General features: G+C 74.9%; 14 protein-coding genes and 1 pseudogene. 4 read left to right on the top strand and 11 right to left on the bottom strand.

The window, feature by feature from the left end; genetic code table 11:
• Nucleotides 1-64 precede the first annotated feature (64 nt).
• The 5 genes from ACGF0D_RS15890 to eccD form a co-directional block, all read right to left on the bottom strand.
• The gene (locus ACGF0D_RS15890) at nucleotides 65-574 is read right to left on the bottom strand and encodes a hypothetical protein (protein WP_392870709.1); all 510 of its coding nucleotides are present in this window, start codon (nucleotides 572-574) and stop codon (nucleotides 65-67) included.
• Nucleotides 575-589: 15 nt separating this feature from the next.
• Nucleotides 590-892 carry a hypothetical protein gene (locus tag ACGF0D_RS15885; protein WP_392870707.1) on the bottom strand — a complete coding sequence of 101 codons (303 nt, stop codon included), beginning with the start codon at nucleotides 890-892 and terminating at the stop codon, nucleotides 590-592.
• A gap of 150 nt (nucleotides 893-1,042) precedes the next feature.
• Nucleotides 1,043-1,375 carry a hypothetical protein gene (locus tag ACGF0D_RS15880; RefSeq protein WP_392870705.1) on the bottom strand — a complete coding sequence of 111 codons (333 nt, stop codon included), beginning with the start codon at nucleotides 1,373-1,375 and terminating at the stop codon, nucleotides 1,043-1,045.
• 104 nt (nucleotides 1,376-1,479) lie between these two features.
• A complete protein-coding gene (gene eccB / locus ACGF0D_RS15875; RefSeq protein WP_392916457.1) occupies nucleotides 1,480-2,994 on the bottom strand; it encodes a type VII secretion protein EccB in 1,515 nt (504 codons plus the stop codon).
• A gap of 63 nt (nucleotides 2,995-3,057) precedes the next feature.
• Nucleotides 3,058-4,425: a type VII secretion integral membrane protein EccD gene (gene eccD, locus ACGF0D_RS15870; RefSeq protein ID WP_392916454.1), complete on the bottom strand. Its 1,368-nt coding sequence runs from the start codon at nucleotides 4,423-4,425 to the stop codon at nucleotides 3,058-3,060.
• Nucleotides 4,426-4,650: 225 nt separating this feature from the next.
• On the opposite strand from eccD, the gene eccCa reads away from it, so the two are divergent.
• From eccCa to ACGF0D_RS15855, 3 genes are all read left to right on the top strand, one after another.
• On the top strand, nucleotides 4,651-8,637 hold the full coding sequence (gene eccCa / locus ACGF0D_RS15865) for a type VII secretion protein EccCa (RefSeq protein ID WP_392871645.1): 3,987 nt from the start codon (nucleotides 4,651-4,653) through the stop codon (nucleotides 8,635-8,637).
• A gap of 169 nt (nucleotides 8,638-8,806) precedes the next feature.
• Nucleotides 8,807-11,839 carry a hypothetical protein gene (locus ACGF0D_RS15860; protein WP_392916452.1) on the top strand — a complete coding sequence of 1,011 codons (3,033 nt, stop codon included), beginning with the start codon at nucleotides 8,807-8,809 and terminating at the stop codon, nucleotides 11,837-11,839.
• A 58-nt stretch (nucleotides 11,840-11,897) separates the two neighbouring features.
• The gene (locus ACGF0D_RS15855) at nucleotides 11,898-12,779 is read left to right on the top strand and encodes a chitosanase (RefSeq protein WP_392916449.1); all 882 of its coding nucleotides are present in this window, start codon (nucleotides 11,898-11,900) and stop codon (nucleotides 12,777-12,779) included.
• Between the two features lie 51 nt (nucleotides 12,780-12,830).
• Here ACGF0D_RS15855 and ACGF0D_RS15850 read toward each other — a convergent pair whose 3' ends face one another.
• The 5 genes and pseudogenes from ACGF0D_RS15850 to ACGF0D_RS15830 form a co-directional block, all read right to left on the bottom strand.
• Nucleotides 12,831-13,337 (bottom strand): hypothetical protein, encoded by a 507-nt coding sequence (locus tag ACGF0D_RS15850; protein ID WP_392870693.1) that lies wholly within the window; start codon nucleotides 13,335-13,337, stop codon nucleotides 12,831-12,833.
• Between the two features lie 94 nt (nucleotides 13,338-13,431).
• On the bottom strand, nucleotides 13,432-14,082 hold the full coding sequence (locus ACGF0D_RS15845) for an LPXTG cell wall anchor domain-containing protein (RefSeq protein ID WP_392870691.1): 651 nt from the start codon (nucleotides 14,080-14,082) through the stop codon (nucleotides 13,432-13,434).
• Between the two features lie 201 nt (nucleotides 14,083-14,283).
• Nucleotides 14,284-15,996, bottom strand: a complete 1,713-nt coding sequence (locus tag ACGF0D_RS15840; protein WP_392870688.1) for a SulP family inorganic anion transporter — start codon at nucleotides 15,994-15,996, stop codon at nucleotides 14,284-14,286.
• Between the two features lie 28 nt (nucleotides 15,997-16,024).
• A complete protein-coding gene (locus ACGF0D_RS15835) occupies nucleotides 16,025-18,766 on the bottom strand; it encodes a cation-translocating P-type ATPase (RefSeq protein WP_392916446.1) in 2,742 nt (913 codons plus the stop codon).
• Between the two features lie 10 nt (nucleotides 18,767-18,776).
• A pseudogene (locus ACGF0D_RS15830) lies at nucleotides 18,777-19,746 on the bottom strand (polyphosphate kinase 2 family protein).
• 396 nt (nucleotides 19,747-20,142) lie between these two features.
• Between ACGF0D_RS15830 and ACGF0D_RS15825 the strand changes: the two are divergent.
• On the top strand, nucleotides 20,143-21,528 hold the full coding sequence (locus ACGF0D_RS15825; RefSeq protein ID WP_392916444.1) for a cellulose binding domain-containing protein: 1,386 nt from the start codon (nucleotides 20,143-20,145) through the stop codon (nucleotides 21,526-21,528).
• Nucleotides 21,529-21,598: 70 nt separating this feature from the next.
• On the opposite strand, the gene ACGF0D_RS15820 is transcribed toward ACGF0D_RS15825, so the two are convergent.
• Nucleotides 21,599-22,945: an NtaA/DmoA family FMN-dependent monooxygenase gene (locus ACGF0D_RS15820; RefSeq protein ID WP_392916441.1), complete on the bottom strand. Its 1,347-nt coding sequence runs from the start codon at nucleotides 22,943-22,945 to the stop codon at nucleotides 21,599-21,601.
• Nucleotides 22,946-23,150: the final 205 nt, after the last annotated feature.

The following is a 23,150-nucleotide window of genomic DNA, read 5'->3' as shown; positions in this document are numbered from 1 at the left end:
CGGTCACGGGTGACGGCGGGGGCGCCGTCGGGCGTGGGGTCGGTGCGGAGCACCCGGTCGCGGGCTAGCGGACGCCGCCGCCACCGAGGACGTCACTGACCAGGTAGATCATCTCGGCGGCCGCGAGGGCGTCGTCCCCACCGTGCTTGAGGGCGGTCTGGGCCGACTCCAGGTCGTCGATCATGGCCTGGACCTGGTCCTCCAGCGTCTTGAACTGGGTTTCCAGGGCGGAGCAGTACTTGGTGAAGGCTTCCTGGAGCGCCTTGGTGCTCGGCAGCACCGCGGGGCCGCCGCCGGGCAGGAGCTTCGCGTAGTCGCCGGAGAACTTGCCGCCGCCGATGCCGAGGACGAACTCCTTGAGCGCCACCCGCGTGGGGTGGGTCTTCAGGTCCTCCAGCATCTTGGCCAGCTTGGTGTGGGCGAAGTCGAGCAGGTAGTTCTCGGTGACCTTGAAGCTGTTGGCGTCGTCCTTCTCCTTCTGCTGCTGCTTCTCCCTACGCTCCTTCTCCTTCTGCTTGCGCTTCTCCTCCTCCTGCTTCTTCCATTCCGCTTCGGCCTTCTCGTCCTCGGTCACCGCGACTCACCGCGCCTAGTGGAGCTGAAACTTGGAGCCGGCGGTGCGGTCACCGTCGCGGATCAGGCCGTGCACCTCGTCCAGGGCGGCGGCGGCCTTGGCAATGTCGTCGGTCATGGCCGTGTCCGCGGACGACAGGATGTCGGCGTAGCCCTTGCCCTGGTCGGCGTACTCGCCGTGGAGCTCGTGGCCGAGGCCCTGGGTGAGGAAGGTGCGGGTCTGCTCCATCATCTCGTGCATGAGGGCGCCCTGCTGGCGCAGCATCGCCGCGGCCTCGTCGATCTGCTGGTGGTGGAGTTCGATCCTGCCGTCTGACATCGCTGGTCTCCTTCGATCGGCTTGGTGGTCCCGGTCCTGACCCGGACCGGCGGGTGTGCCGGCGGTCTCGCCCGCCGGCCGGCGTCAGCCGCACTGGTGTCGGCTCCGGACCGGTGTCGGTCCTGCGCCGGTGTCAGTCCTGCGCCGGTGTCAGCTCAGGCCCTTGAGGACGTCCTCGCCCGCGCCGAGGCCCGAGACGATCTGGACGGAGGCCTGGCCCTCCTGCTGGATCAGGCCCGAACCGCTGCTGAGCAGGCCGTGGAAGGTGAGGTACTTCTGGCGCACCTGGTCGTACCTGACCTGCCAGTCCTGCATCTTGTCGCAGAAGACCCTGCTGGCCGCAGCGTCGAAGTGCGTCTTGATCTCGTCGACGATGGCGTTGATCTGACGCTGGGTCTCCTGCATGTGGGCGTCCTGCGACTCCACGGTGGTCAGCACCTGCTGGACGACCACCGGGTCATTGAGCATGCTGTTGCCGGCCATGCGAGTTCCCTTCTCTGGGGCGGGCGCCGGCCGGTCGCCGGTGCCTCCGGGTGGGTCGGGGTCCGCGGCCCGGCACACTGAACGGACGCGCGGTGCCCCGGGGTTCAACCCCCGCAGGGGTTCGTGTTCACGGGGTTCGCGGCGGGGTTGTCGACCACGCCGCCGCCGGTAAGGGCGGCCGGGTCGAGGCTCGGCCCGGTGGGCAGCAGGCCGAGCAGCCTGGTAGGGACGGCCGCCGGGGCGGCCTTGGTGTAGCCCAGGAGCCTGGCGGTCGCGGGCGAGGGCAGCGGGTACTTCACCCCGGTGTCCGTGACCAGGTAGAGGGTCGATCCGGTGCCCGCCCCGGTGACGGCCCGCGCCAGCGAGCCGCCGCCCGGCCGGACCACGATCCGGTCGGCCCCGTTGCAGGCCGGGGCGACCCCGGGCTGGGCGGCCGGGGGCTGTCCGGCGACGGCGGCGGCGTCCAGCAGGCCGACCGCCACCGCGGCCGGCCCTGCGCCCGGCCGCAGTTCGGCGCAGGGCACCTGCCCCTGCCCCATCGCCGCCAACTGCGGTGGCCGGGGCGGCAGTTCGCTGCCAGCCCAGGGGGCGGCGGCGGGGGCGGGGGCGAGGTGCGCCGCGAGGTCGGCCGGGCCGACCGGCCCGGGGGTGACGGGTGCCCCGCCGTACGCCTCCTGCTGGATCCGCGGATCGCCCTGGACGAGCTGGAACAGCGTCTCCGCGAGCGGGACGAGCCCCTCCCCGGCGAGCAGGTAACGCTCACCGCCGGGGCCGGTGAACAGCTGGCCGATCCGGGTGGGCCGGCCGGCCAGCGCGGGGCCGGCCGTGCCGCGCCCGGGCAGTTCGGGGGCCCTGAGGTCGGGGCCGACCGGGAGGGTGTCCAGGAAGCCGGCGGTCACCGGGTACGGCGTGGCACCGCCGTACCCGAGGGCGCGCAGCCCGCCGTTGCCGGTGTCCACGCGCAACCGCCGCCCGCGCCAGACGAGTTGGGGAACGCCGTCCGGTCCGGCCAGCAGCACGGCCTGCTCGTCGGTGAGCGGCCGGCCGCCCTGGCGCAGGCCGATCGCCAGGGACAGCTGCGGCACGGCCCGCGCACCCGGCGCGGCCTGGCCTCCGGTCTGTCCCCCGGTCGGTCCGCCGATCGGTCCGCCGGCCTGGACCGCGCAGGCCGACCAGTCGGCGCCCTGGCCCAGGTCCCGGTCGGCCGGCAGGCCGTCGGGGGCGCCGACGAGGCCGACCACCGCCCCGCGCGCGACGCCGTCGAGCGAGGCCGAGCTGACCGTCACCGAGCGGAACTGCTCCCCGGCGAGCAGCCGGGCGCTGGCCTGGTTGAGCACCGGGCGCAGCTGCCCGCCGGCGTACAGGTAGCGGGCGCCGCTCTCCTCGACCACCACCAGGGTGCCGGGCTTCTTCCAGCCGGTCGCCCCGCCGGGTTTGACGAGGCCGTAGACGCCGGCGCCGACCCCGATCAGCAGGCCGATGGCGAGCCCGACCGCGGCGCCGCGGGTGGTCCGGGCGACGGGGGTGTCGGGGGCGTCCGGCTCGGCGCGCAGCATCCCGGAGGCGACCCGGCTCATCACGAACAGGTGGGCCTGCACCTGGTCGCGTCTGGACTGCATGGGAGCTCTCCCGGGGTCGGTGGTGCGGACGGGCGGGGCGTGGGGCGGTGCGCGGGCCGGGGGTCAGCCGGCCAGGCCCCGCATCAGGTGGTAGAAGCCCAGCGTCTGCAGGGCCAGCGGCAGCAGGGCGAAGGCCGCCAGGGAGTGCAGCAGGTCGGCGGCGCGCCCCCAGTAGGGCAGCAGCCGGCGCCCGGGCACCGTCCAGGCGACGACCAGCAGCACCGCGGCGACGCCGAGCAGCACCGCGACCAGGGTGAGCCGGTCCTGCCAGCCGCCCCGCAGGCCGAGCCCGCCGGCCAGCAGCACCAGCCCGTACAGGCCGGGCAGCAGCACGGCGAGGCGCTGCCAGAGGCTGCCGATCTCCCGGGCGTGCAGCAGGAGCAGCACGGAGAGGTCGGCGGCGGTGGCGGCCGGGCCCCAGCCGTCGGCGTCCGACAGCAGGGTCAGGCAGGCGGCGCAGACCAGGCCGATGCTGGCGAGGAAGCCGGTCAGGTAGCCGTCCGCGACGTCGCCGCGGGCGAGGACCTCGGCGGCCGGGAACGGCTCGATGTCCTCCTGGAGCTCCTCGGCGTTGCGCGGCAGCGCGGGCACCCGGAGCCCCGCGATCTTGAAGGCGAGGCCGGGGGCGAACGCCCCGGAGAGCACCGCGACGCAGGCCAGGATCGCCGCGGAGTGCCCCGGCGGCACCTCCCGCAGGGCGAGCACGCCCGCCGCCAGGGTGACCAGGGCGGCGAACAGGACGGAGAGGAAGAACGGCGCCGAGGCGCCGGCCACGGCGAGGGCGAGCACGGTGGCGCCGGTGGCGGCGGCCCCGCCGGACAGCAGCCGGTCGGCGCCGTCGAGGCCGGGCACCAGGGCGGCGGCGGCGACGGCGTAGCCGATCGCGGCGGCGCCCAGGGCGGTACCGGCGGCGCCGTCGCCGACCGTCCGGGTGGCGCCGCCGGCCCCGACCAGGAGCAGCACGGCGACCACCGCGGCCGCCGCGCAGCGCAGTTCGGCGGGGCCGGGCAGGAACAGCAGGGCCAGGCCGCCGGCCAGGGCGACCAGGGCGGCGGCCACCGCGAGGTGGTGGGTGAGCGCCGGGCGCCAGGAGTCGCGGCGCTCCAGCATGCCGCTGCGCACCCCGTCGACCAGGTCGTCGAAGTGGACGGGCGGGAGTTCGGCGGTGCGCGGGCGCAGGAAGAGCTCCTGGCCGTCGCGCAGTCCGAGCGCGTCCAGCGTCAGCTCCTCGTCGAGCGGCTCCTCGCCGACCCGCTGCAGGACCCACCCGGAGTGCTCGGCGCCGGCCTCCTCGGTCTCGGCGCCGGCGTGCGCGAGCACGGCCGGCACGAGGTCCGCCAGGACCACGTCGGACGGCACGACCAGCTCGAACGCCGACTCGGGCGCACGGAACCTCAGTCTGCACAGGCCGGCCACGGCACCGCCGCTCATGCGTTCCCTCCTCCGGTGTGCGGGTCAGGGCCTGCGGATCACGCCCTCGTCGCCCGGCTGCACGGAATCACCGGGGCCCGCGGTTCACCGGGATCGGCACGGATTCGGTGAACCTTCCGGCGCCGCGCTCCGTGTCAGGGGGCGGACGAGGTCCGCGCACGTGTGAGGAGAGGCCCGTTGAGTCAGGTCGTGGTTGAGCGTCCGCCCAGGCGCTCCGGGCCGGAGATGCCGGACGGCGACATCCAGTTGCAGGAGCCGCCCGGTCTGCCCGAGTCGCAGAGCGGGCTGTCCACCATGCTCACCATGGCGCCGATGGCGCTGAGTTCGCTGTCGATGGTGTTCATCTTCCTCAACCCGAACTCCGCGGGCGGCCCGCTGACGTACGTGGCGATCGGCATGATGGCCCTGTCCGCCGTCGGCATGCTGGTCACCCAGATGATCCGGGGCGAGAGCGACCGCAAGCGCCAGCTGCGCGGCGAGCGCCGGGACTACCTGCGCTACCTGTCGCAGATCCGCCGGCAGGTCCGGCGGCACACCGTCAAGCAGCAGCGGGCGCTGGCCTGGCGGCACCCGGAGCCCGCCGCGCTGGCCTCGATGGTGCGCACCTCGCGGCTGTGGGAGCGCCGGGCCGCCCACCCCGACTTCGGCGACGTGCGGATCGCGGTGGGCGCGCAGCGGCTGGCCGTACGGCTCGCCCCGCTGGCCACCAAGCCGGTCGAGGACCTGGAGCCGCTGAGCGCGCACGCGCTGCGGCGGTTCATCCACGCCTACGGCACGCTGCCCGAGCAGCCGATCGCGGTGCACGTGCGCGGGTACGCCCACGTGCTGCTGCGGGTCGACGCGGGCGAGGAGGCCGAGGGCGAGGCCGGGGCCGTGGACGCCACCGGGGCCGCGCGGGCGCTGGCCCGGGCGATGGTGGCCCAGCTGGCGTTCTTCCACGCCCCCGACGAACTGCGGATCGCCGTGGTGGCTTCGGCGGAGCGGCGCGCCGACTGGGACTGGCTGAAGTGGCTGCCGCACGCCGTGCACCCGAACGAGACCGACGGGGCCGGCCCCGTGCGGCTGGTGGCCTCGTCGATGGTGGAGCTGGAGCAGCTGCTCGGCACCGAGTTCGCCGCGCGCGGCCCGTGGGAGCCGGACGCCCAGCCCGGCCGCGAGGAGCCGTACACCGTGATCGTGGTCGACGGGGTGCGGCTGCCCGCCTCCGGCCGGGCCGCGCTCGCCGGCTACCGCAACGCCACCGTGCTGGACGTGGACGACGCGCTGGAGTGGAAGCACGGCAAGCACCGGCTGCGGCTGCGGATCACCGCGGACGGCGTGCTGGAGATGGTCGGCACGGACCGCGACCGCAGGGACAGCGTCACCGTGCTCGGCCGCCCCGACGCGCTCGCCGCGGCGGCCGCCCGGCGCTACGCCACCGTCCTCGCGCCGCACCGGCTCGGCGACTCCTCCGACGGCGCCGAGCCGCTGGCCACCGACTTCGACCTGACCTCGCTGCTGGGGATCAAGGACCTGCACCGGCACGACGTCGGCCGGGCGTGGGCCGAGCGGCCCCGCGAGCAGCGCCTGCGGGTTCCGCTCGGCCTGGGCTCCGACGGCACCCCGGTGGACCTGGACATCAAGGAGTCCGCGCAGGGCGGCATGGGCCCGCACGGCCTGCTGATCGGCGCCACCGGCTCCGGCAAGTCCGAGCTGCTGCGCACCCTGGTGCTGGCCCTGGCGCTGACCCACTCCTCGGAGACGCTCAACTTCGTGCTGGTCGACTTCAAGGGCGGCGCGACCTTCCTGGGCCTGGACCGCCTCCCGCACACCTCGGCGGTGATCACCAACCTGGCCGACGAGGCCGCCCTGGTGGACCGGATGCGCGACGCCCTGCACGGCGAGATGATGCGCCGCCAGGAGCTGCTGCGCTCCGCGGGCAACTACACCTCGCTGGTGGACTACGAGGCGGCCCGGTCCTCCGGCGTCAAGCTGGACCCGCTGCCCACGCTGTTCGTGGTGGTCGACGAGTTCTCCGAACTGCTCGCCGCCCACCGGGACTTCATGGACCTGTTCATCATGATCGGCCGTCTCGGCCGCTCCCTCGGCGTGCACCTGCTGCTGGCCTCGCAGCGCCTGGACGAGGGCCGGATGCACGCCCTGGAGTCCCATCTGTCGTACCGGATCGGCCTGCGCACCTTCTCCGCGATGGAGAGCCGCGGCGTGCTCGGCGTCCCGGACGCCTTCCACCTGCCCTCGCAGCCCGGCAACGGCATCCTGCGCAGCGACATCGCCACCCTCAGCCGGTTCAAGGCCGCCTACGTCTCCGGGCCGTACCGCCAGCAGAAGCCCAGCACCGAGCGGCAGGCGGCGGTGGCCGGGCAGATCGTCCCGTTCGGCACCGAGTACGTGGCGCCCCGCCACCAGCCGGTGGTGGAGGAGCCGGAGCCCGCGGAGGAGACCGAGTCGGAGTCGGCCGCCCGTACCCTGCTGGACCTCGCCGCCGAGCGCCTCACCGACGCGGGCCCGCCGGCCTACCGGGTCTGGCTGCCGCCGCTGGACGTCCCGCCGACCCTGGACGAGCTGCTGCCGCCGCTGTCCCCGCACCCCGAGCACGGGCTGACCACGGACGGGTGGCAGCTGCGCGGCGGGCTGTCGGTGCCGGTCGGCGTCGTCGACCGCCCCTTCCAGCAGCTGCGCGACCTGCTCACCGCCGACCTGTCCGGGGCCGGCGGGCACGTCGGCATCGCCGGCGGCCCGCAGAGCGGCAAGAGCACCCTGCTGCGCACCCTGCTCACCGGCCTGGCGCTCACCCACTCCCCGCGCGAGGTGCAGTTCTACTGCCTGGACTTCGGCGGCGGCGGTCTGTCGGCGCTGCGCGACCTGCCGCACGTGGGCGGGGTGACCGGCCGGCACGACCCGGAGCGGGTCGGGCGCACCATCGCCGAGATCAACGGCATCATCGCCCGCCGGGAGCAGAGCTTCGCCCGGCTGGGCATCGACTCGGCCGCCACCTTCCGCCGCCGCCGGGCGGCCGGGGACCCCGAACTGGCCGACGACCCGCACGGCGACGTCTTCCTGGTCGTGGACGGCTGGAACACCGTGCGCCAGGAGTTCGGCGAGCTGGTGCAGATCCTCGGCCTGGTCGCCGGACGCGGCCTCAACTACGGCGTCCACCTGGTCGTCACCGCGACCCGCTGGGCCGAGGTGACCAGCGCGCTGCGCGACCAGCTCGGCACCAAGTTCGAGCTGCGGCTGGGCGACAACGTGGACTCCATGATCAACATGCGGGCGGCCGCCACCGTCCCCCGGATCCCGGGCCGCGGCCTCACCGACGAGGAGCTGCACTTCCTCACCGCGCTGCCCCGGATGGACGGCGTCGGCGACACCGGCGACCTCGCCGACGCCGTGGCCGACCTGGTGGAGGCCGTCAACGAGCACTGGAGCGGCCCGCGCGCCCCGCAGGTCCGGATGCTGCCGCTGCTGCTGGAGGCCGCCGAGCTGCCCGCCGCCGAAGGCCGGCTGAAGGTGCCGCTCGGCCTGGAGGACCGCCAGATCGCGCCACTGTGGCACGACTTCGAGGAGACCCCGCACCTCGTGGTGATCGGCGACAGCGAGTCCGGGAAGACCAACCTGCTGCGCCTGCTGGTCGACGGCATCACCTCCGCCTACACCCCGGCCGAGGCCCGGATCATGCTGATCGACTTCCGGCGCGGCCTGTTCGACTTCGTCCCCGAGGAGTACCGGCTCGGCCACGCCGTCGCGGTGGACGTCCTCAAGCAGGTCGTCCAGGGCGCGGCCCGGGCCATGGAGGGCCGGGTGCCCGGCGAGGACATCACCCCCGCCCGGCTGAAGCTGCGCGACTGGTGGACCGGACCCGAGCTGTTCATCGTGGTCGACGACTACGACCTGATCACCGCCCCGATCACCGGCCACCCCTTCGCGCCGCTGCTCGACCACCTCGCCCAGGGCACCGAACTCGGCCTGCACCTGATCGTGGCGCGCAGCGCCAACGGCGCCGGCCGCGCCATGGGCGACCCGCTGTTGCGCCGGCTGCTGGACGTCAACACCCCGGCGGTGCTGCTGTCCTGCCCGCCCAGCGAGGGCGTGCTGTTCGGCAGCGTCAAGCCCCGCGAGCTGCCGCCCGGCCGGGCACTGCACATCAGCCGGCGGCGCACCGTCCAGCTGCAGACCGCCCGGGTCCCCGAGCCGGAGGAGGCGGCGGGCGCCTGAGCCCACCTCGGCGGGGATTGCCGGGTGCCCGGTGAACCGGGTGCCCGGCAATCCCGTGTAGCTGGGCGAGGTCCGCCCGTGCGGGCCCTGACGACCGACCAGGGAGGCAGACGCCAATGGCCGAGGGGGAGCCTCGCCGGACATCCGCCGGAGCCGTCCGGAGGCCGCGATGAGCGCGGCCGGGAGCGCCGAGGGCGCCGCGGCGGACGGGGACGCACCGGCCCCGCGGCGCTGGTTCGGCCGCCGCGCCACCGCGCCCGCCGCCGCCCCCGCCCGCCGTGGCGCCGGCCGCTCGATCCTGCGCGTGCTCGGCCCGCACTTCGTCATCGCCCCGCCCGAGGTGAGCGACGACGAGCTGTCGGCGGCCATCGGCGCCCTGCGGCCGGTCCCGAACGCGCTGGTCGTGGTGGCGGCGGCGACGGACGCGGCGCCCGTCCTGCGCGAGCAGATGGCCGAGCTCGGGATGATCGCCCGGGCCCGCGGCGCGTCCAGCCTGATCCTGGCCGCCTCCGGGCTGGCCGCCGTCGGCCCCGGCGGCCGCCGCCCCGCCGAGGTGGTGGCCGACAAGGCGGGCATCACGGTCGTCGCCCCGGACGGGATGGTCGCCGTCCAGCCCGACGGCACCCTCAAGGTGACCGCCCCGGACGGCTCCGCCGAGCCCGCCACCTGGTGGAGCTGCCCGCCGGGAGGCCGGGCCCGCCGGCTGCGCGAGACCGTCGCCGCCACCGCCCTGGTCGACCCCGGGCCCGCGCTCCCCGCGCCCGGCCCGCCGTCCGACCACGGCCCGCTGGCCGCGGCGGGCGCCGGACGGGCCGTCACCCCCGCCGGGACGGGCACCCTGCCCGCCTCGGTGTCGGTCCACCGACTGGCCACCGGCTTCTGGCTCAACCACGTCACGGCCCGGCCCGAGGGCCCGATGCCCTTCCTGCAGCAGCTCGCGACACCCCCCGGGACGACCCCCCTGCTGGTCGGCACGCCCGCGGCGCCCGTGCTGGACCCGCAGGAGTTCACCGAGGCCGCGCTGTCCCTGCCGGTCGGCTCCGAGCAGCTCATGGTCAGCGCGCCGTGGGCCGACCCGGGCGCGGCCGCCCTGCTGTCCGGCAGCCTCGCCGAGCGGCTGGGGCGCCCGGTCCACACCGCGGTCGGCCTGCCGGTCGCGGGCGGCAGCGGCTACACCACCGCCGTGCTCGACCACCGGGGCGCCGCCTCCTGGGAGCCGTACCTGCTGCGCCTCAGCTCCTCCGGCCGGCACGAGGCCGTCAGCTCCGCGTGGCGCAAGGGCGCCGCCGGCTGGGAGACGGTCGGGCCCGGGCTGTTCCGGGCGTTCCCGTTCTGGTGCCTGGAGGCCGTACCGGCCGGGCTGTGGCTGCGTCCGGAGCCGCCCTACGCCTGGGCGCCGCGCTACCTGCGCCCGGACCCGGCCCGCCCGACGATCATCGTCGGCGAGCAGGCCAGGCTGATCCCGCACCACGTCTGGGAGGAACTCGGGGCCATCCTCGACGAACTGCCGGCCCCCGGCGCCCGGGGGTACGGGCTGCTGCTGCACGGACTGCTCGACGCCGCGTCGGCGAGCAGCGCCCGGTTCTTCGCCCGGATGCACGGCCTGGTGTGGCTCAACCCGCCGACCCGGCCCGCCACCGGGGACCCGGCCGGACCGCTCGGCGCCGGCGGCGCGGCCCACGCGCCCTACGCGCTGGACGGTTCCTGGGCGGGGGCCGTCCCGGTGCCGACGGCCGAGCGGTTCGCCCTGTCCGCGCCCATGCCCCAGCCGGTGCAGGCGCCGCCGACGCCGCAGCCGGCGCCCCAGCCGGTACCGCAGCCGACGCAGGCCGGTGCGGCGCCCGGGTTCACCGCCCCGGCGGCCACCGGGACGGGCACCACGACGGGCACCGACCCCGGGCCCGCCACCGAGGCGGCCCTCCCCGCCGAACCGCCGGTCGGGCTGCCGACCGCGCCCGTGGGCCTGGCCACCAGCGGTGGCATGCCGGCCGGCGGTGCGGGCGAGGCCCGCCGGCCCACCACCGGCGGAACACCCGAACCCGCCTCCACCGGCGGGGAGTCCACCGCCACGGCCCCCGGCGGGCCGGTGTCCGCCGGACTCGGCACCGAGCCGCCCACCCGCCGCCCCGCCACCGACGGGACCCCCCAACCGGACTCCCCGGGACGGGAGTTCACCGTCGAGGCGGCGACGCGGAGCGTGCCGACCACGGCGACGGCCGCCGAGCGGCCTGAGCCGCGGGCGGCGGAGCCCGTCCCGCCGCCGGCGCCCTCGCCTCCGGTCGCCCCCGCCAACCCGGAACCCGAGCCCGAGCCCGCATCCGAACCCGAGGCGGAGCCCACGCCCGCCTCCGAGCCCGTCTCCCCCGCCGTCGCCGCCCGGTACTTCACCCCCGCGGACGTCCTGCCGCTGCCCCCGGTCAGCGCCGCGGAGGACCGGGACGCCCTCCGGCTGCTGCTCGGCGAGCACTACCACCGCTGCGCCGGGCGGGTGGAGCCGGCCGTCACCCGGCTGCCGGGCCTGCGGTCGACCGGTCAGGACGACTTCAAGTCCGACCTGGTGGCCGTGCTGCTGCACCACGAGGACTCCGGCGTCCCCGCCGACCGGGCCGCCCTGCTCGCCGAGGCCCGCGGCGGCGCCGCCGGCCCGCTGCGCCCGTACCTCGCCTGCCTGGGGTCGGGCCTGCGCCGACTGCCGAGCCACCACGGCGCGGTGCTGCTGGGTGCCGACCTGGCGCCGGAGGCGCTGGAGGCGTTCCCGGTCGGCCTGGCGCTCCTCGAGCCGGGGCCGGTCGCCGGCCTGGCCTCGCCCTCGGCCGAGTTGGGCGCCCCGGTCGAGTTCGTCGTCTGGTCCACCACCGGCCGGCGGACCGCCGCCTTCGGCGACGACCGGGAGGTGCCCCAGGTCTCCTTCCCGCCGGGGACCGGCTTCGTGGTGGTCGACGTCGCCCCCGGGGACGGCGTGGCCCGCCCGGCCCGGGTGCTGCTGCGCGAGGCCGCCGGCCCGGCGGCCGGCCCGGACGCCGAACGTGACCGCAGCGCACGGGACAGGCTGCGCACCTGGCTGGAGCGCCGGGACAAGGTGGCGCCGGCCGACCGCCGGACGGTCCCCCGCCCCGAACGCTTCCGCCTCACCCCGGGCGCGCTCCTCCCGGAGCCGCCCGCCCCCGCGGCGCCCGATCTCACGGCGCCCGATCCCGCTTAGCCCGGGCCGGAATCCGCCGGACACCGGCCCCGCCCAGCCCACCGAAACCGGAGAACGCATGCCACCCGCACACGCCCGTCCGACCCGGCCCCGGGCCCTGCACATCGCCATGGCCGCGGTGCTGATCACCGCCGTCACCGCCACGGTCGCCAACGCCCGTCCGCACCGCACCACCCAGCCGCCCGCGCCCGGGTCCAGCTCCTCCGCCTCCGCCAAGTCCGACACCGGGAACGGCCTCGACGACCCCCACCTGAAGGACATCGCCCAGCAGATCGTCTCCAGCGCGGAGAACTCCTCGCTGGACTGGAAGGCCCAGTTCGCCTACATCGAGGACATCAAGGACGGCCGCGGTTACACGGCCGGCATCATCGGCTTCTGCTCGGGCACCGGCGACATGCTCGACCTCGTCGAGCACTACGAGAAGCTCAAGCCCGGGAACCCGCTCGGCAAGTACCTCCCGGCGCTGCGCAAGGTGAACAACTCCTCCTCGCACGCCGGCCTCGACCCGGACTTCGTCGGGGAGTGGAAGAAGGCGGCCCAGGACCCGGTGTTCCAGCAGGCCCAGACGGACGAGCGGGACCGGGTCTACTTCAACCCGTCCGTGATGCAGGCCCAGACCGACGGGCTGCACGCCCTCGGGCAGCTGATCTACTACGACGCCATCGTCATGCACGGCCCCGGCAACGAGCCGGTCAGCTTCGGCGGCATCCGGGCCGCCGCCATGAAGAAGGCCAGGACCCCTGCCCAGGGCGGCGACGAGAAGGCCTATCTGGCCGCGTTCCTCGACGCCCGCCGGGCCGCCATGAAGACCGAGGCCGCCCACGAGGAGACCGACCGGGTGGACACCGAGCAGCTGGTCTTCCTCAAGGCGGGCAACCTCGACCTCAAGCCCCCGCTGGCGTGGAAGGTCTACGGCGAGTCGTTCAGGATCGACAGCTGACGGGCACGGGGGCGGCCGCACGCGTGGCCGCCCCCGTCGTCGACTCCGCCGTCACCAGCCGGTGGTGGCCCTCCCCGGCTCGTACGGAACCGTCCGCTCGGCCGGCGTCTCCCGCCGCGGCGCCGCCCACCGGCCGTCGGACCCGGGATCCGAGCTGGTCCTGACCAGCGGCGTCGAGGCCGGGCCGATCGCCCCGGCCCGCTCCCGCCGCGGGGCCGGTGCCTCGGCACCGAGCGCGTCGAGGCGCAGCACCAGGTTGCGCGGCAGGTCGTCGGCCGGGACGCCCGGCCAGTGGCAGTCCCGGGCGCGGACCTCCCGGCTGCGCAGGCCGCCGGTGACGGTCACCGGGCCGGGCACCACCTGGACGTCCGGCCGCCATCCGCCGCCCGGCCAGAGGTGCTCCAGCCGCAGTTCCCAGGTGTCGGCGTCGACCACGAGCGACTCCCCCACCCTGCCGGGCAGCACCAGGGTGCCGTACGGGGCGACCACCACCGCCCGCTGGTCGAAGTCGGCGTCCTTGCCGGCCACCGTGATCCGCCAGGATCCGTCGACGAACATCTCGCTCCCCAATCCGAGTACGGGCCCTGAACCGCGGGGCGCCGGACCGGGTGGGTACCCGGCCCGGCGCCCCGGGCCACTTCATGACGATGCGTCAGGCACGCTTCCTGGCACCGATCCTGCGCGCGGCGAAGACCAGGCCCGCACCGGCGGCCAGGACGGCGCCGCCGGCCACGGCGAGCGGGGTGTTGTCCCCGCCACCGGTCTGGGCCAGGGCCGGCGCGCTGCTCGTCCCGGCACCGGGCGTGGCGCTCGGCGTGGCGGCGGGCGCGGCCGGGGTGGTCGCCGGAGGCGTGGCGCTCGGCGAGGCGGGGACCGACTTGGTCGGCGTCGGCGCCGGAGTGGTCGGGGCCGGGGTGGCCGGGACGGAGGGCGTGGTGCTCGGGGTCGGGGTGGCGGAGGGGCAGAGCGGGACGTCCGCGACCTTCTTGTCCACGTGGGTGTCCGCCAGGGTGTAGCGCCAGGTGTCGCCCTTGCCCGAGTAGCCGACGGTCACCTTGACGGTGGCGTTCGCCTCGATCCGCCCGTGGTACTGCTCGGTGCCGCCGACCAGGCTCAGGGTGTAGTCGCCGGCGGCCTTGTAGTGGTTGCCGAGGACGAGCTCGACGTGGCCGGCGTCCGCCCGGCAGCCGATCTCCAGCGAGGCGTCGCTGGGCTTCCAGGCGAAGGCGGTCCCGGTCCCGGCCAGGGCGAGCGCGGCGACCGCGCCTCCGGTGACCGCTGCAGCCCGGCGTACGTGCTTCATCTGTGCTTCTCTCCCAGGGAGTTCGTGGTGGGGGTATCGCCTCGCGCGCCCCCGAGGGGGGAGACGGGAACGCGCGAGGCGGTGAGCCCGGACCGCCCCCGCCCGCCGTGGCGGCGGCGAGGGAGGGGCGGTACGACGCGGCTCTCTCCCTCGAACACGGACGGCGCGCCCGTCCGGTTCACCGCTCCCGGAATCCCGCCCTCATCCGCCGTCGCCCGCCCAGGCGCGGTAGGCGGCCACCGCGGTGGGCAGGGTGGGGAAGATCCGGTCGGCGCCGACGGACTCGCTCAGGCCGTACGCGTCGAGTTCGTCGCGCAGGTCCCGCTTGACCCGGGCGAGGGCGAAGACGATTCCGCGCTCGGCGAGTTCCAGCCGCAGGGCGTCCAGCGCGTCCAGCGCGGTGATGTCCACCTCGACGTTCGCCTCGGTGTTGAGGACGAACCACCGTACCGGCTCCGGCTGTTCGGCCAGGGCGGCGAGCGCCCGCCGGTGGAGGTCCTCCGCGTTGGCGAAGAACAGCGGGGAGTCGTAGCGGTAGACGAGCAGGCCGGGGACGGTCCGGGCCTCGGGGTAGTCGTCGACGTCGTGCATCCCGGCCACGCCCGGCACCAGGCCGAGCACCGCGTCGTGCGGTCTCGCGACCCGGCTGAGCAGCTCGGTCACCGACAGCCCGACCGCGACCAGGACGCCGTAGAGGATGTCCAGGGTCAGCACGCCGACCATGCACCCGAGCGCCAGCAGCAGTTCCCGGCGCCGGAACGAGGCCAGCCTGCGGAACCCGGCGAGGTCGATCATCCGCAGTGCGGCGAACACGACCAGGGCCCCCAGGACGGCGTCCGGCGTGTCGTGCAGCAGCGGGCTGAGGAACAGCAGCACCGCGACCACGCCGACGCCGGCGGTGAGCGCGTACAGCTGGCTGCGGCCTCCGGCCGACTCGGCCAGGGCGGTGCGGCTGGCGCTGCTGCTCACCGGGAAGCCCTGGAAGAACCCGGCGCCGAGGTTGACCGTGCCGAGGCCCAGCAGTTCCTGGTTGGCGTCCAGCCGCCGCTCCTGCCCGGGCTTCTCGAAGGCCCGCGCGGTGAGGATGAAGTCGGTGTAGCCGACCAGCAGGATGCCCAGCGCGGGCAGCAGCAGCCGGTTCAGCTCGCTCAGGTCCGGCAGCGCCGGGCGGGGCAGCCCGGCCGGGATCTCGCCGATCACCGCGAGGCCGTGGTCCTTCAGCGAGAACGCCGCCGAGATCGCGGTGCCGAGCACGACGGCCAGCAGCGGTCCCGGCAGGCGCGGGAGGAGGCGGGCCACCAGGAGCAGGAAGAGCAGGGTGGCGGCGCTGAAGGCGACCGTCGGCAGGTGGGCCTCGGTGATGTTCGACGCGAAGGACGTCAGCTGCGGGAAGAACCCCTCCCCGCGCACGTCGATCCCGGTGAGCTTGGACAGCTGGTCCACGATCATGGTCAGTGCCACGCCCGCGAGGTAGCCGATCAGCACCGGCCGGGAGAGCAGGTCGGCGACGAAGCCGAGCCTGGCCAGCCAGGCCACCACGCACAGCAGGCCGACCACGACGGCCAGGCTCGCGGCCAGGACGGCGTACCGGGCGGTGTCGCCGCCGGCCATCGGGCCGACCACGGTGGCGGTCATCAGCGCCGTGGTCGACTCGGGCCCGACCGACAGCAGCCGGGACGAGCCGACGAGGGCGTACAGCACGATCGCGGGCAGGATGGCCCACAGCCCGGTGACCGGCGGCAGGCCCGCCACACTCCCGTACGCCATCACCTGGGGCACCAGGTAGGCCACCACCGTGGCACCGGCCACCAGGTCGCCCCGCAGCCAGGCGCGCCGGTAGCGGCGGAGCACCGCGAGTCCCGGCAGGGCCGGCACGACGCGGCGCGGGCCTCGGTCGGGGGCACCGGCAGCCATGCGTCTCCTCAGGGGCTCCGGAACGCCGTCACGGCCGGGGGTCGGGCGCCGCGGTACGGGCGGCCGGCGTTCCGCGGGCCGCGAACTTGCCCAGTTCCCACAGCAGCAGGAGGGCGACGGCGGCCAGCAGGGCCCAGCCGAACTGCCGGGCGTCGATGTCGGTGGTCCCGAGGATGCGGTGGAAGGCGTCCATCTGGGTGACCAGCACCGCCAGGACGAACTCGCCCAGGGCCGCCAGGTTCATCTGCCTGCTGTCGAAGGTGCGGACGGTCAGCGCGGTGGCGCGTTCGCTGCGGCACTCGTAGGCCGCCACGATCAGGCAGAGCGCGAAGGCGGTGAACGCGATCGAGTTGCCGACGTGCGCGCTGTGGTAGCGCGCCTCGCCCAGCTTGCTCAGTCCGAGCAGAGCCACCGTGATCGCCAGCCCGGCGAGTCCGACGGTGACCATCACGGGCCTGGTCAGCACCGTCTCGCCGCGCGGGCGCGGGGTGCGCCGCATCAGGCCGGGGCTCTCCTGGTCGAAGCCCAGGGCGAAGCCGAACGGGGCGTTGACCACGAAGTGGACCCACAGGACCTGCGCCGGGGTGAACGGCTCGCCCGCGGCGATGTTCAGGATCGTGGCGCCGAGGAAGGTCAGCACGAACGTCACCAGCAGCACCAGGACGAACCGGATGTACTTGGTGAGGTTGTCGTAGAGCTTCCGGCCCTCCGCCACGGCGTAGACGATGGTGGCGAAGTTGTCGTCGGCGAGGACCATGCGGCTCGCGTTCTTCGCCGCGTCGGTGCCGCTGCCCATGGCGATGCCGATGTCGGCGGCCTTGATCGCCGGCGCGTCGTTGACGCCGTCGCCGGTCATCGCGACCACGTCGCCCTTCTGTTTGAGCGTGGCGGCGAGCAGCACCTTGTGCTCGGGCGCGACCCGGCCGACGACGCCGATGCCGTCGATCCGGGCCAGTCGCTCGCGCTCCGGCAGGGCGGCGAAGTCGGCGCCGAGGACGGCCTCCCCCTCGATGCCGAGCTTGCGGGCGATGGCCGCGCCGGTGGTGACGTCGTCGCCGGTCACCATCCGGACCCGGATGTGGGCGGCCTGCGCGCTGGCGACCGCGGCCCGGGACTCCTCGCGCGGCGGGTCGACCATGGCCACCAGGCTGGTCATCCGCAGGTCCCGGACGTACGCCAGCAGGTCGCCGTCCGGGTCGAAGTCCGCCGGTTCCAGGTCGCGGACGGCCCCGGCCATCACCCGCAGCCCCTCGCCGCCCATCCGCTCGGTCTGCGCCAGGGCGCGTCCGCCGAGGTCCGCGTCCCAGGGGACGACCACGCCGTCCGAGACGGCCGAGGAGGCGCGGGCCGTGACCGCGGGGGCCGCGCCCTTCACGAAGCACCGCACCACCGCCCGGCCGTCCGCGTCCTTCGCCTCGTTGAAGCTGGCCATCAGCTTGTAGCTCGGGTCGAACGGCAGCGTGGCGAGCCGGGGGAAGCGCTCCCGGGTGCCCTCGATGTCCAGCCCGGCCTTGTGGCAGAGGACGAGCAGGGCGCCCTCGGTCGGGTCGCCGACGACCTCGCCCTCGACCAGTTTCGCGTCGTTGGCGACCAGGTAGGGCAGCACGGCCTCCTCGATGCTCGGGGCGGAGCCCGCCGCGTGCTGGATCCGCCCGTCGAGGCGGTAGCCGGTGCCGGAGACGGTGTAGCGGTCGGTGGGGCTGAGCACCTCCACGACCGTCATCTGGTTCATCGTCAGGGTGCCGGTCTTGTCGGAGTTGATGGCCGAGGTGAAGCCGAGGGTCTCGACGGACGGCAGCTCCTTCACGATCGCGTTGCGCTTGGCCAGGTTGAGGCTGCCGACGGAGAGGATGACCTGGCTGACCGTCGGCAGCGCCTCCGGGATGGCCGCGATGGCCAGCGAGACCGCGCTGACGAAGAGGGCGTCCCACGCCTGGTCGCGGCTGCGGCCGAGCACGAACATCACGACCATGGTCAGACCGGCCGCCGCCGCGATCCACAGCGTCAGCGTGTCGAGTTGCCTGGTGAGCGGCGACTGCTCCTTCTCGGTCGCCGACAGCATCCCGGAGATCTTGCCCAGTTCGGTGCCGGCGCCCGTCGCGGTGATGACGAGCAGCCCGCTGCCGTGGGTGACCGGGGTGTTCATGAACGCCATGTTGGTCTGGTCGCCCGGACCCAGCGGCTCGGCCGGCAGGGTGCCGGCGTCCTTGGCGGCGGGGACGCTCTCGCCGGTCAGCGCCGACTCGTCGATCTGCAGCGCGCTGGCCTCGACGATCCGTCCGTCCGCCGGGACCTCGTCGCCCGCCCTGACGAGCACCACGTCGCCCACGACCAGCTGCTCGGCCGGGATCTCCGCCTCCGTGCCGTCCCGCCGCACCCGCGCGGTGGCCTTCATCATCGATCTCAGCGCGTTCATCGCGCTCTCGGCCTTGCCCTCCTGGCGCAGGCCGACCACCGCGTTGAACAGCGTCAGGACGATCAGCAGGACCCCGGTGCTCCACTCCTTGATCGCCAACGAGACCACCGCCGCCGCCAGCAGGATGATCTGCATGTAGCTGCGGTACTGGTCGAGGAAGCGCAGCCAGTCCGGCCTCGTCTTCTCCTCGGGCAGCGCGTTCGGCCCGTCGGCGGCGAGCAGTTCGGCCGCCCGGGCGGCGGTGAGCCCGGCCGCCGGGTCCACCCCGAGCGAGGCCGCGACCTCCCGGGGCGGCCGCGCGTACCAGGGGGCCGGGGCCTCCTGCGGGCCGGACGGCCCAGCCTGATCCGCCATTCTTCACTCCTCAGGGTCCGGGAACGGCAAGGTCCGTGGATGTCGGGGTCCGCGCGTACGGGTCACCCGCGGGCGTCCCCGGGGGCCTCCGCCTCCAGCCGGCGCTTGGCCGCGCCCAGTCCCTTCCGGGCCTGCTCGTCGAGCGTGGGGAACTGCGGATCGATCCCGATCAGGGTGTGCGCGAGCACCGCCGCCGCGCAGATGCGCGCGAACCACTTGCGGTCGGCCGGCACGACGTACCAGGGGGCCCACGGCGTGCTGGTGGCCGACAGCATGTCGGAGAACGCCTCCTGGTAGGCGTCCCAGTACTCGCGCTCGCGGAGGTCGGCCTCGGAGAACTTCCAGTTCTTCTCGGGCAGGTCGATCCGCGCCAAGAAGCGGCGGCGCTGCTCCTCCTTGGAGAGGTTCAGGAAGATCTTCACCACCTTGAACCCGTTGTCGGTGAGGTAGCGCTCCCAGTCGTTGATCTCCCGGTAGCGGCGGTGCCAGACGCCCGGGCCCTTCGCGTCCTGCGGCAGCTTCTGCCGGTCGAGGTTCTCCGGGTGGACCCGCACCACGAGGACCTCCTCGTAGTGCGACCGGTTGAAGATCCCGATGTCCCCGCGCGCCGGGAGCCGCTGGGCGTACCGCCACAGGAAGTCGTGGTCGAGCTCCTCCGTGGAGGGCACCTTGAAGCTGCTCACGTGCACGCCCTGCGGGTTCACCCCGCTCATGACGTGACGGATCGTTCCGTCCTTCCCGCCGGCGTCGAGTGCCTGGAGGCAGAGCAGCACCCCGTAGGTGTCCTGGGCCGCCAGCCGCGCCTGGTACTCCGAGAGCAGCGACACGCCGGTGCGCAGCAGCTCGACGCCGTCGCGCTTGCGCATGCCCGCCTTGTACCGGGGGTCGAAGTCCTCCACGAGGTCCACCCGCGAACCCGGCTTCACCCGCAGCGGCTTGATGAACTTCGCGATGCGCCTGGCCGTCTTTCCGTCCGACATCGTCCGTACCGGTTCCTCTCGGGTCCGGCGGGCATCACGAGGCCCGCCGTGCCGTCCCCGTCCGCGTCGGTGTCGTCGACACGGCGGAACCGGGACCGACCAGGGCGGGAGAAGTGCTACCTGCCACGCTGTGGCCCCCTGACGGCGGTGTCAATCCGGCGGTGTCCTTCCGGGGAGACGCCGTGGCAGCCCCGCCGTCGGCCACTGCCGTCGGCCACTCCCGGCGGCGCACGGCCGGGTTCCGGCCGATCCGCCGGGGCGGGGTTGACGGCCACATTGGTCTATGCCACTTTCTGATCGCGCGGCCCGCCACCTCCTCCCCCACCGCCGAGGTGGGACCGGGCTCCCCTCCGCCGGAGCCGCGCGCCGACCCCCACGTCAGGAGAGGAACCCCCCATGGACACCCGAAGCAGCCGCCGGCGCCCCCGCGTCCGCGCGGCGCTCGCCGCCGCCGTCGCCGCCGGGCTCGGCGCGAGCCTCCTCGGCTCCCTGCCGGCCGCGGCCGCCGGCGAACCGCTCACCGTGCGGTACCGCAACGGCGGCAGCGGCAACGCCCAGGCCTCGCCGTGGCTCAAGGTCGTCAACACCGGCTCCGCGCCGGTCGCGCTGAGCCAGGTCAAGCTGCGCTACTACTTCACGGCGGACGCCCCGCCCGCCGGCTACCGCTTCGCCTGCGACTGGGCCGTCCGGGGCTGCGCCAACGTCACCGGCACCTTCGGCACCGTCACCACCCCCGGTGCGGCCGCCGACCGCTACCTGGAGATCGGCTTCACCGCCGGCGCCGGGACGCTGGCCCCCGGGGCGGACAGCGGGGACCTGCAGCTGCGCTTCCACCGCTCCGACTGGCAGCCGGTGGAGCAGGGCGACGACTACTCCTTCGGCGCCGAGCAGACCGGGTACGCGGACTGGGCCAGGGTCACCGCGAGCGTCGCCGGCGTCCAGGTCTGGGGCACCGCCCCCGGGGGTCCCGGCGTCCCGGCCGGCCAGGTGCTCTTCGACGACCTCGACTACACCGGCCACGACGACCCGGCGCTCGCCGCCCACGGCTGGAACGCGCGCTCCGGCGGCGGCGGACCGGGCGTGGGCGGGGCGAGCTGGGCGACCGAGAACGTCACCTTCGCCCGGCAGGCCGGGAACTCGGTGATGACCCTGCGGACCACCACCGCCGGGACGGCGGAGTCCACCCGGCAGAGCGAGTTCCACAGCCGGGCGACGAAGTTCCGGTACGGCACGTACGCCGCCCGGGTCCGCTTCGCCGACGCCCCGGTGACCGGCCCGGACGGCGACCACCTCGTGCAGAGCTTCTTCGCGATCAACGACCTCAGGGCCCCGATGGCCGACGACTACTCCGAGTACGACTTCGAGTACCTGCCCAACGGCGGCTGGGGCGAGCCGTCGAACATCTTCTTCGCCACCTCGTGGGAGACGTACGGCCCCGAACGCTCCGACAACGTGTACACCACGTCCCGGAGTTCGTTCGCCGGCTGGCACGACCTCGTCCTGACCATCGACGCCGGCGGCATCGTCTACCACGTCGACGGCGTCGAGTTCGCCCGCCACGACGCCCGGTACCTCCCGGAGCGACCGATGGTGATCGCCTTCAACCAGTGGCTCACCGACCTGGCCGGCCACGCCGGCACCGAGGAGCGCGCCTACGAGGAGCAGGTGGACTACGTCCTGCACGTCAAGGACCAGGTGCTGAGCCCCGCCCAGGTGAACGGCGCCGTCGCCGCCTACCGCGCCGCCGGGACCTCCTTCACCGACTCCGTCCCCGCCTCCTGACGACCGGGGGCCGGCCCCCGGGGAACGGGGTCCGGCCCTCGGGGCAGGACACCTGACGGATAGTCAACCATCAGTGCCGGTACCGCGCGGCCGGGTGGCTCGCCGGCAGCGCCCGGTCGGACGCGCCGGTCAGCCGCTCGCGCAGCGACTCCCCCTCGGTGTACTCGCCGCGGAGGACGCCGCGGGCGCGCAGGACCGGCAGCACCGACTCGACGAACTCCGCGGTGGAGGCGGGCTGCACGGTCGGCGAGAGCAGGAAGCCGTCCAGGTCGGCGCCCTCCGCCAGGGCGCAGATCTCGTCGGCGATCTCCTCGGCGGTGCCGACCACCGGGCGGGCGCCGACGCCGTGGGTGTGCCAGTCGGCGAGCACCTCGCCGACGGTCCGGTCCGCGAACCGGGCGACCTGGGTCCGCGACAGCTCGGTGGACAGCTCGGACATCGGGGTGTCCGGCGGGTACGAGGACAGGTCGAGGCCGGTGAACATGGCGTAGCTGGCGACGGCGACCTCCGGGCGCTGGGCGTCCAGGACGCGCTGCCAGCGGCGTTCGGCGTCGGCGGTGGTGGCGCCGAGCACACAGGAGAACGCCGACATCACTTTCACCTCGTCGGCGCGCCGGCCCGCCCGTACGGCCTCCTCGCGGATCGCCGCGGTGTGCCCGGCGAGCTGCTCGACCGTGCCGCTGCCGACGAACATGCACTCCCCGTGCCGCCCGCCGACCCGCCGCCCGGCCGGGGAGGCGCCGGCCTGGAACAGCACCGGGGTGCCCTGCGGGGAGCGGGCGGTGTTGCCGTAGCCGTGCGAGCGGAAGTACGGGCCCTCGTGCTCGACCGGGTGCACCTTGGCCGGGTCGGCGAAGCGGCCGGCCTTGTCCTTCTCCAGGGCGCCGGGTTCCCAGGCGCCCTCCCAGTACTTGTAGACGAGGTCGAGGAAGTCCTCGGCCATCCGGTACCGGTCGTCGTGCGCCACCATGTCCATGCCGAAGGCCTTGACCGCGGTGTCGGCGGTGCCGGTGGTGACGATGTTCCAGCCGATCCGGCCGCCGGACAGCTGGTCCAGGGTGGCCAGCCGGCGGGCGAACGCGTACGGCGGCTCCACCAGCACCGAACCGGTCACCACCAGGCCCAGGTCGGTGGTGCTCGCCAGCAGCGCCGAGGCGATCACGAACGGGTCCAGGCGTGGCAGGTCGAGGGCCTCCTCGGTGGCGATCGGCGGGCGCACCCCGTCGATCTCCGACCAGCCCCAGGCGTCGGCCAGGAAGAGGAAGTCGAGCTTGGCGTCCTCGCAGAGCCGCGCGATCCCGCGCCAGTACCCGAGGGTGTCGAACAGGTGCCGGCGACTGTCGGGGTGACGCCAGGTGGCGGTGCCGCTCGCGTTGGTCTGGGCGTTGTCGAACAGGCCGAGCCTGAGGGTGCGCATGGGTGTTCTCCGTTGCACTGGTGACGCCGGGACTGCCGGGTCCCGTCAGGGTGCTACGGAAACGGTGGGGCGTCGAGCAGGCCGACGGGCGGGGGGGGGGGGGCCGCGGGCCCCCCCGCCCCCCCCCCGGGCCGCCGGGGGGGGGGCGCCCCCGGCCCCCCCCCCCCCCACGCCCGCCCCCCCGGGCGGGCGGCGACGCGCCCGC

The sequence above is a fragment of the Kitasatospora sp. NPDC048298 genome (assembly GCF_043201465.1).
Classification (GTDB): Bacteria; Actinomycetota; Actinomycetes; order Streptomycetales; family Streptomycetaceae; genus Kitasatospora.
Note: the sequence above shows the minus strand (reverse complement) of the source record. Positions and strands in the feature narration are given on the sequence as shown.

What these genes read in the sequence shown, in the direction of transcription:
- ACGF0D_RS15885 (WP_392870707.1), bottom strand. Translation starts at nt 892, where the DNA reads ATGTCAGACGGCAGGATCGAACTCCACCACCAGCAGATCGACGAGGCC.
- ACGF0D_RS15880 (WP_392870705.1), bottom strand. Translation starts at nt 1,375, where the DNA reads ATGGCCGGCAACAGCATGCTCAATGACCCGGTGGTCGTCCAGCAGGTG.
- eccB (WP_392916457.1), bottom strand. Translation starts at nt 2,994, where the DNA reads ATGCAGTCCAGACGCGACCAGGTGCAGGCCCACCTGTTCGTGATGAGC.
- eccD (WP_392916454.1), bottom strand. Translation starts at nt 4,425, where the DNA reads ATGAGCGGCGGTGCCGTGGCCGGCCTGTGCAGACTGAGGTTCCGTGCG.
- eccCa (WP_392871645.1), top strand. Translation starts at nt 4,651, where the DNA reads ATGCCGGACGGCGACATCCAGTTGCAGGAGCCGCCCGGTCTGCCCGAG.
- ACGF0D_RS15860 (WP_392916452.1), top strand. Translation starts at nt 8,807, where the DNA reads ATGAGCGCGGCCGGGAGCGCCGAGGGCGCCGCGGCGGACGGGGACGCA.
- ACGF0D_RS15855 (WP_392916449.1), top strand. Translation starts at nt 11,898, where the DNA reads ATGCCACCCGCACACGCCCGTCCGACCCGGCCCCGGGCCCTGCACATC.
- ACGF0D_RS15850 (WP_392870693.1), bottom strand. Translation starts at nt 13,337, where the DNA reads ATGTTCGTCGACGGATCCTGGCGGATCACGGTGGCCGGCAAGGACGCC.
- ACGF0D_RS15845 (WP_392870691.1), bottom strand. Translation starts at nt 14,082, where the DNA reads ATGAAGCACGTACGCCGGGCTGCAGCGGTCACCGGAGGCGCGGTCGCC.
- ACGF0D_RS15840 (WP_392870688.1), bottom strand. Translation starts at nt 15,996, where the DNA reads ATGGCTGCCGGTGCCCCCGACCGAGGCCCGCGCCGCGTCGTGCCGGCC.
- ACGF0D_RS15835 (WP_392916446.1), bottom strand. Translation starts at nt 18,766, where the DNA reads ATGGCGGATCAGGCTGGGCCGTCCGGCCCGCAGGAGGCCCCGGCCCCC.
- ACGF0D_RS15825 (WP_392916444.1), top strand. Translation starts at nt 20,143, where the DNA reads ATGGACACCCGAAGCAGCCGCCGGCGCCCCCGCGTCCGCGCGGCGCTC.
- ACGF0D_RS15820 (WP_392916441.1), bottom strand. Translation starts at nt 22,945, where the DNA reads ATGCGCACCCTCAGGCTCGGCCTGTTCGACAACGCCCAGACCAACGCG.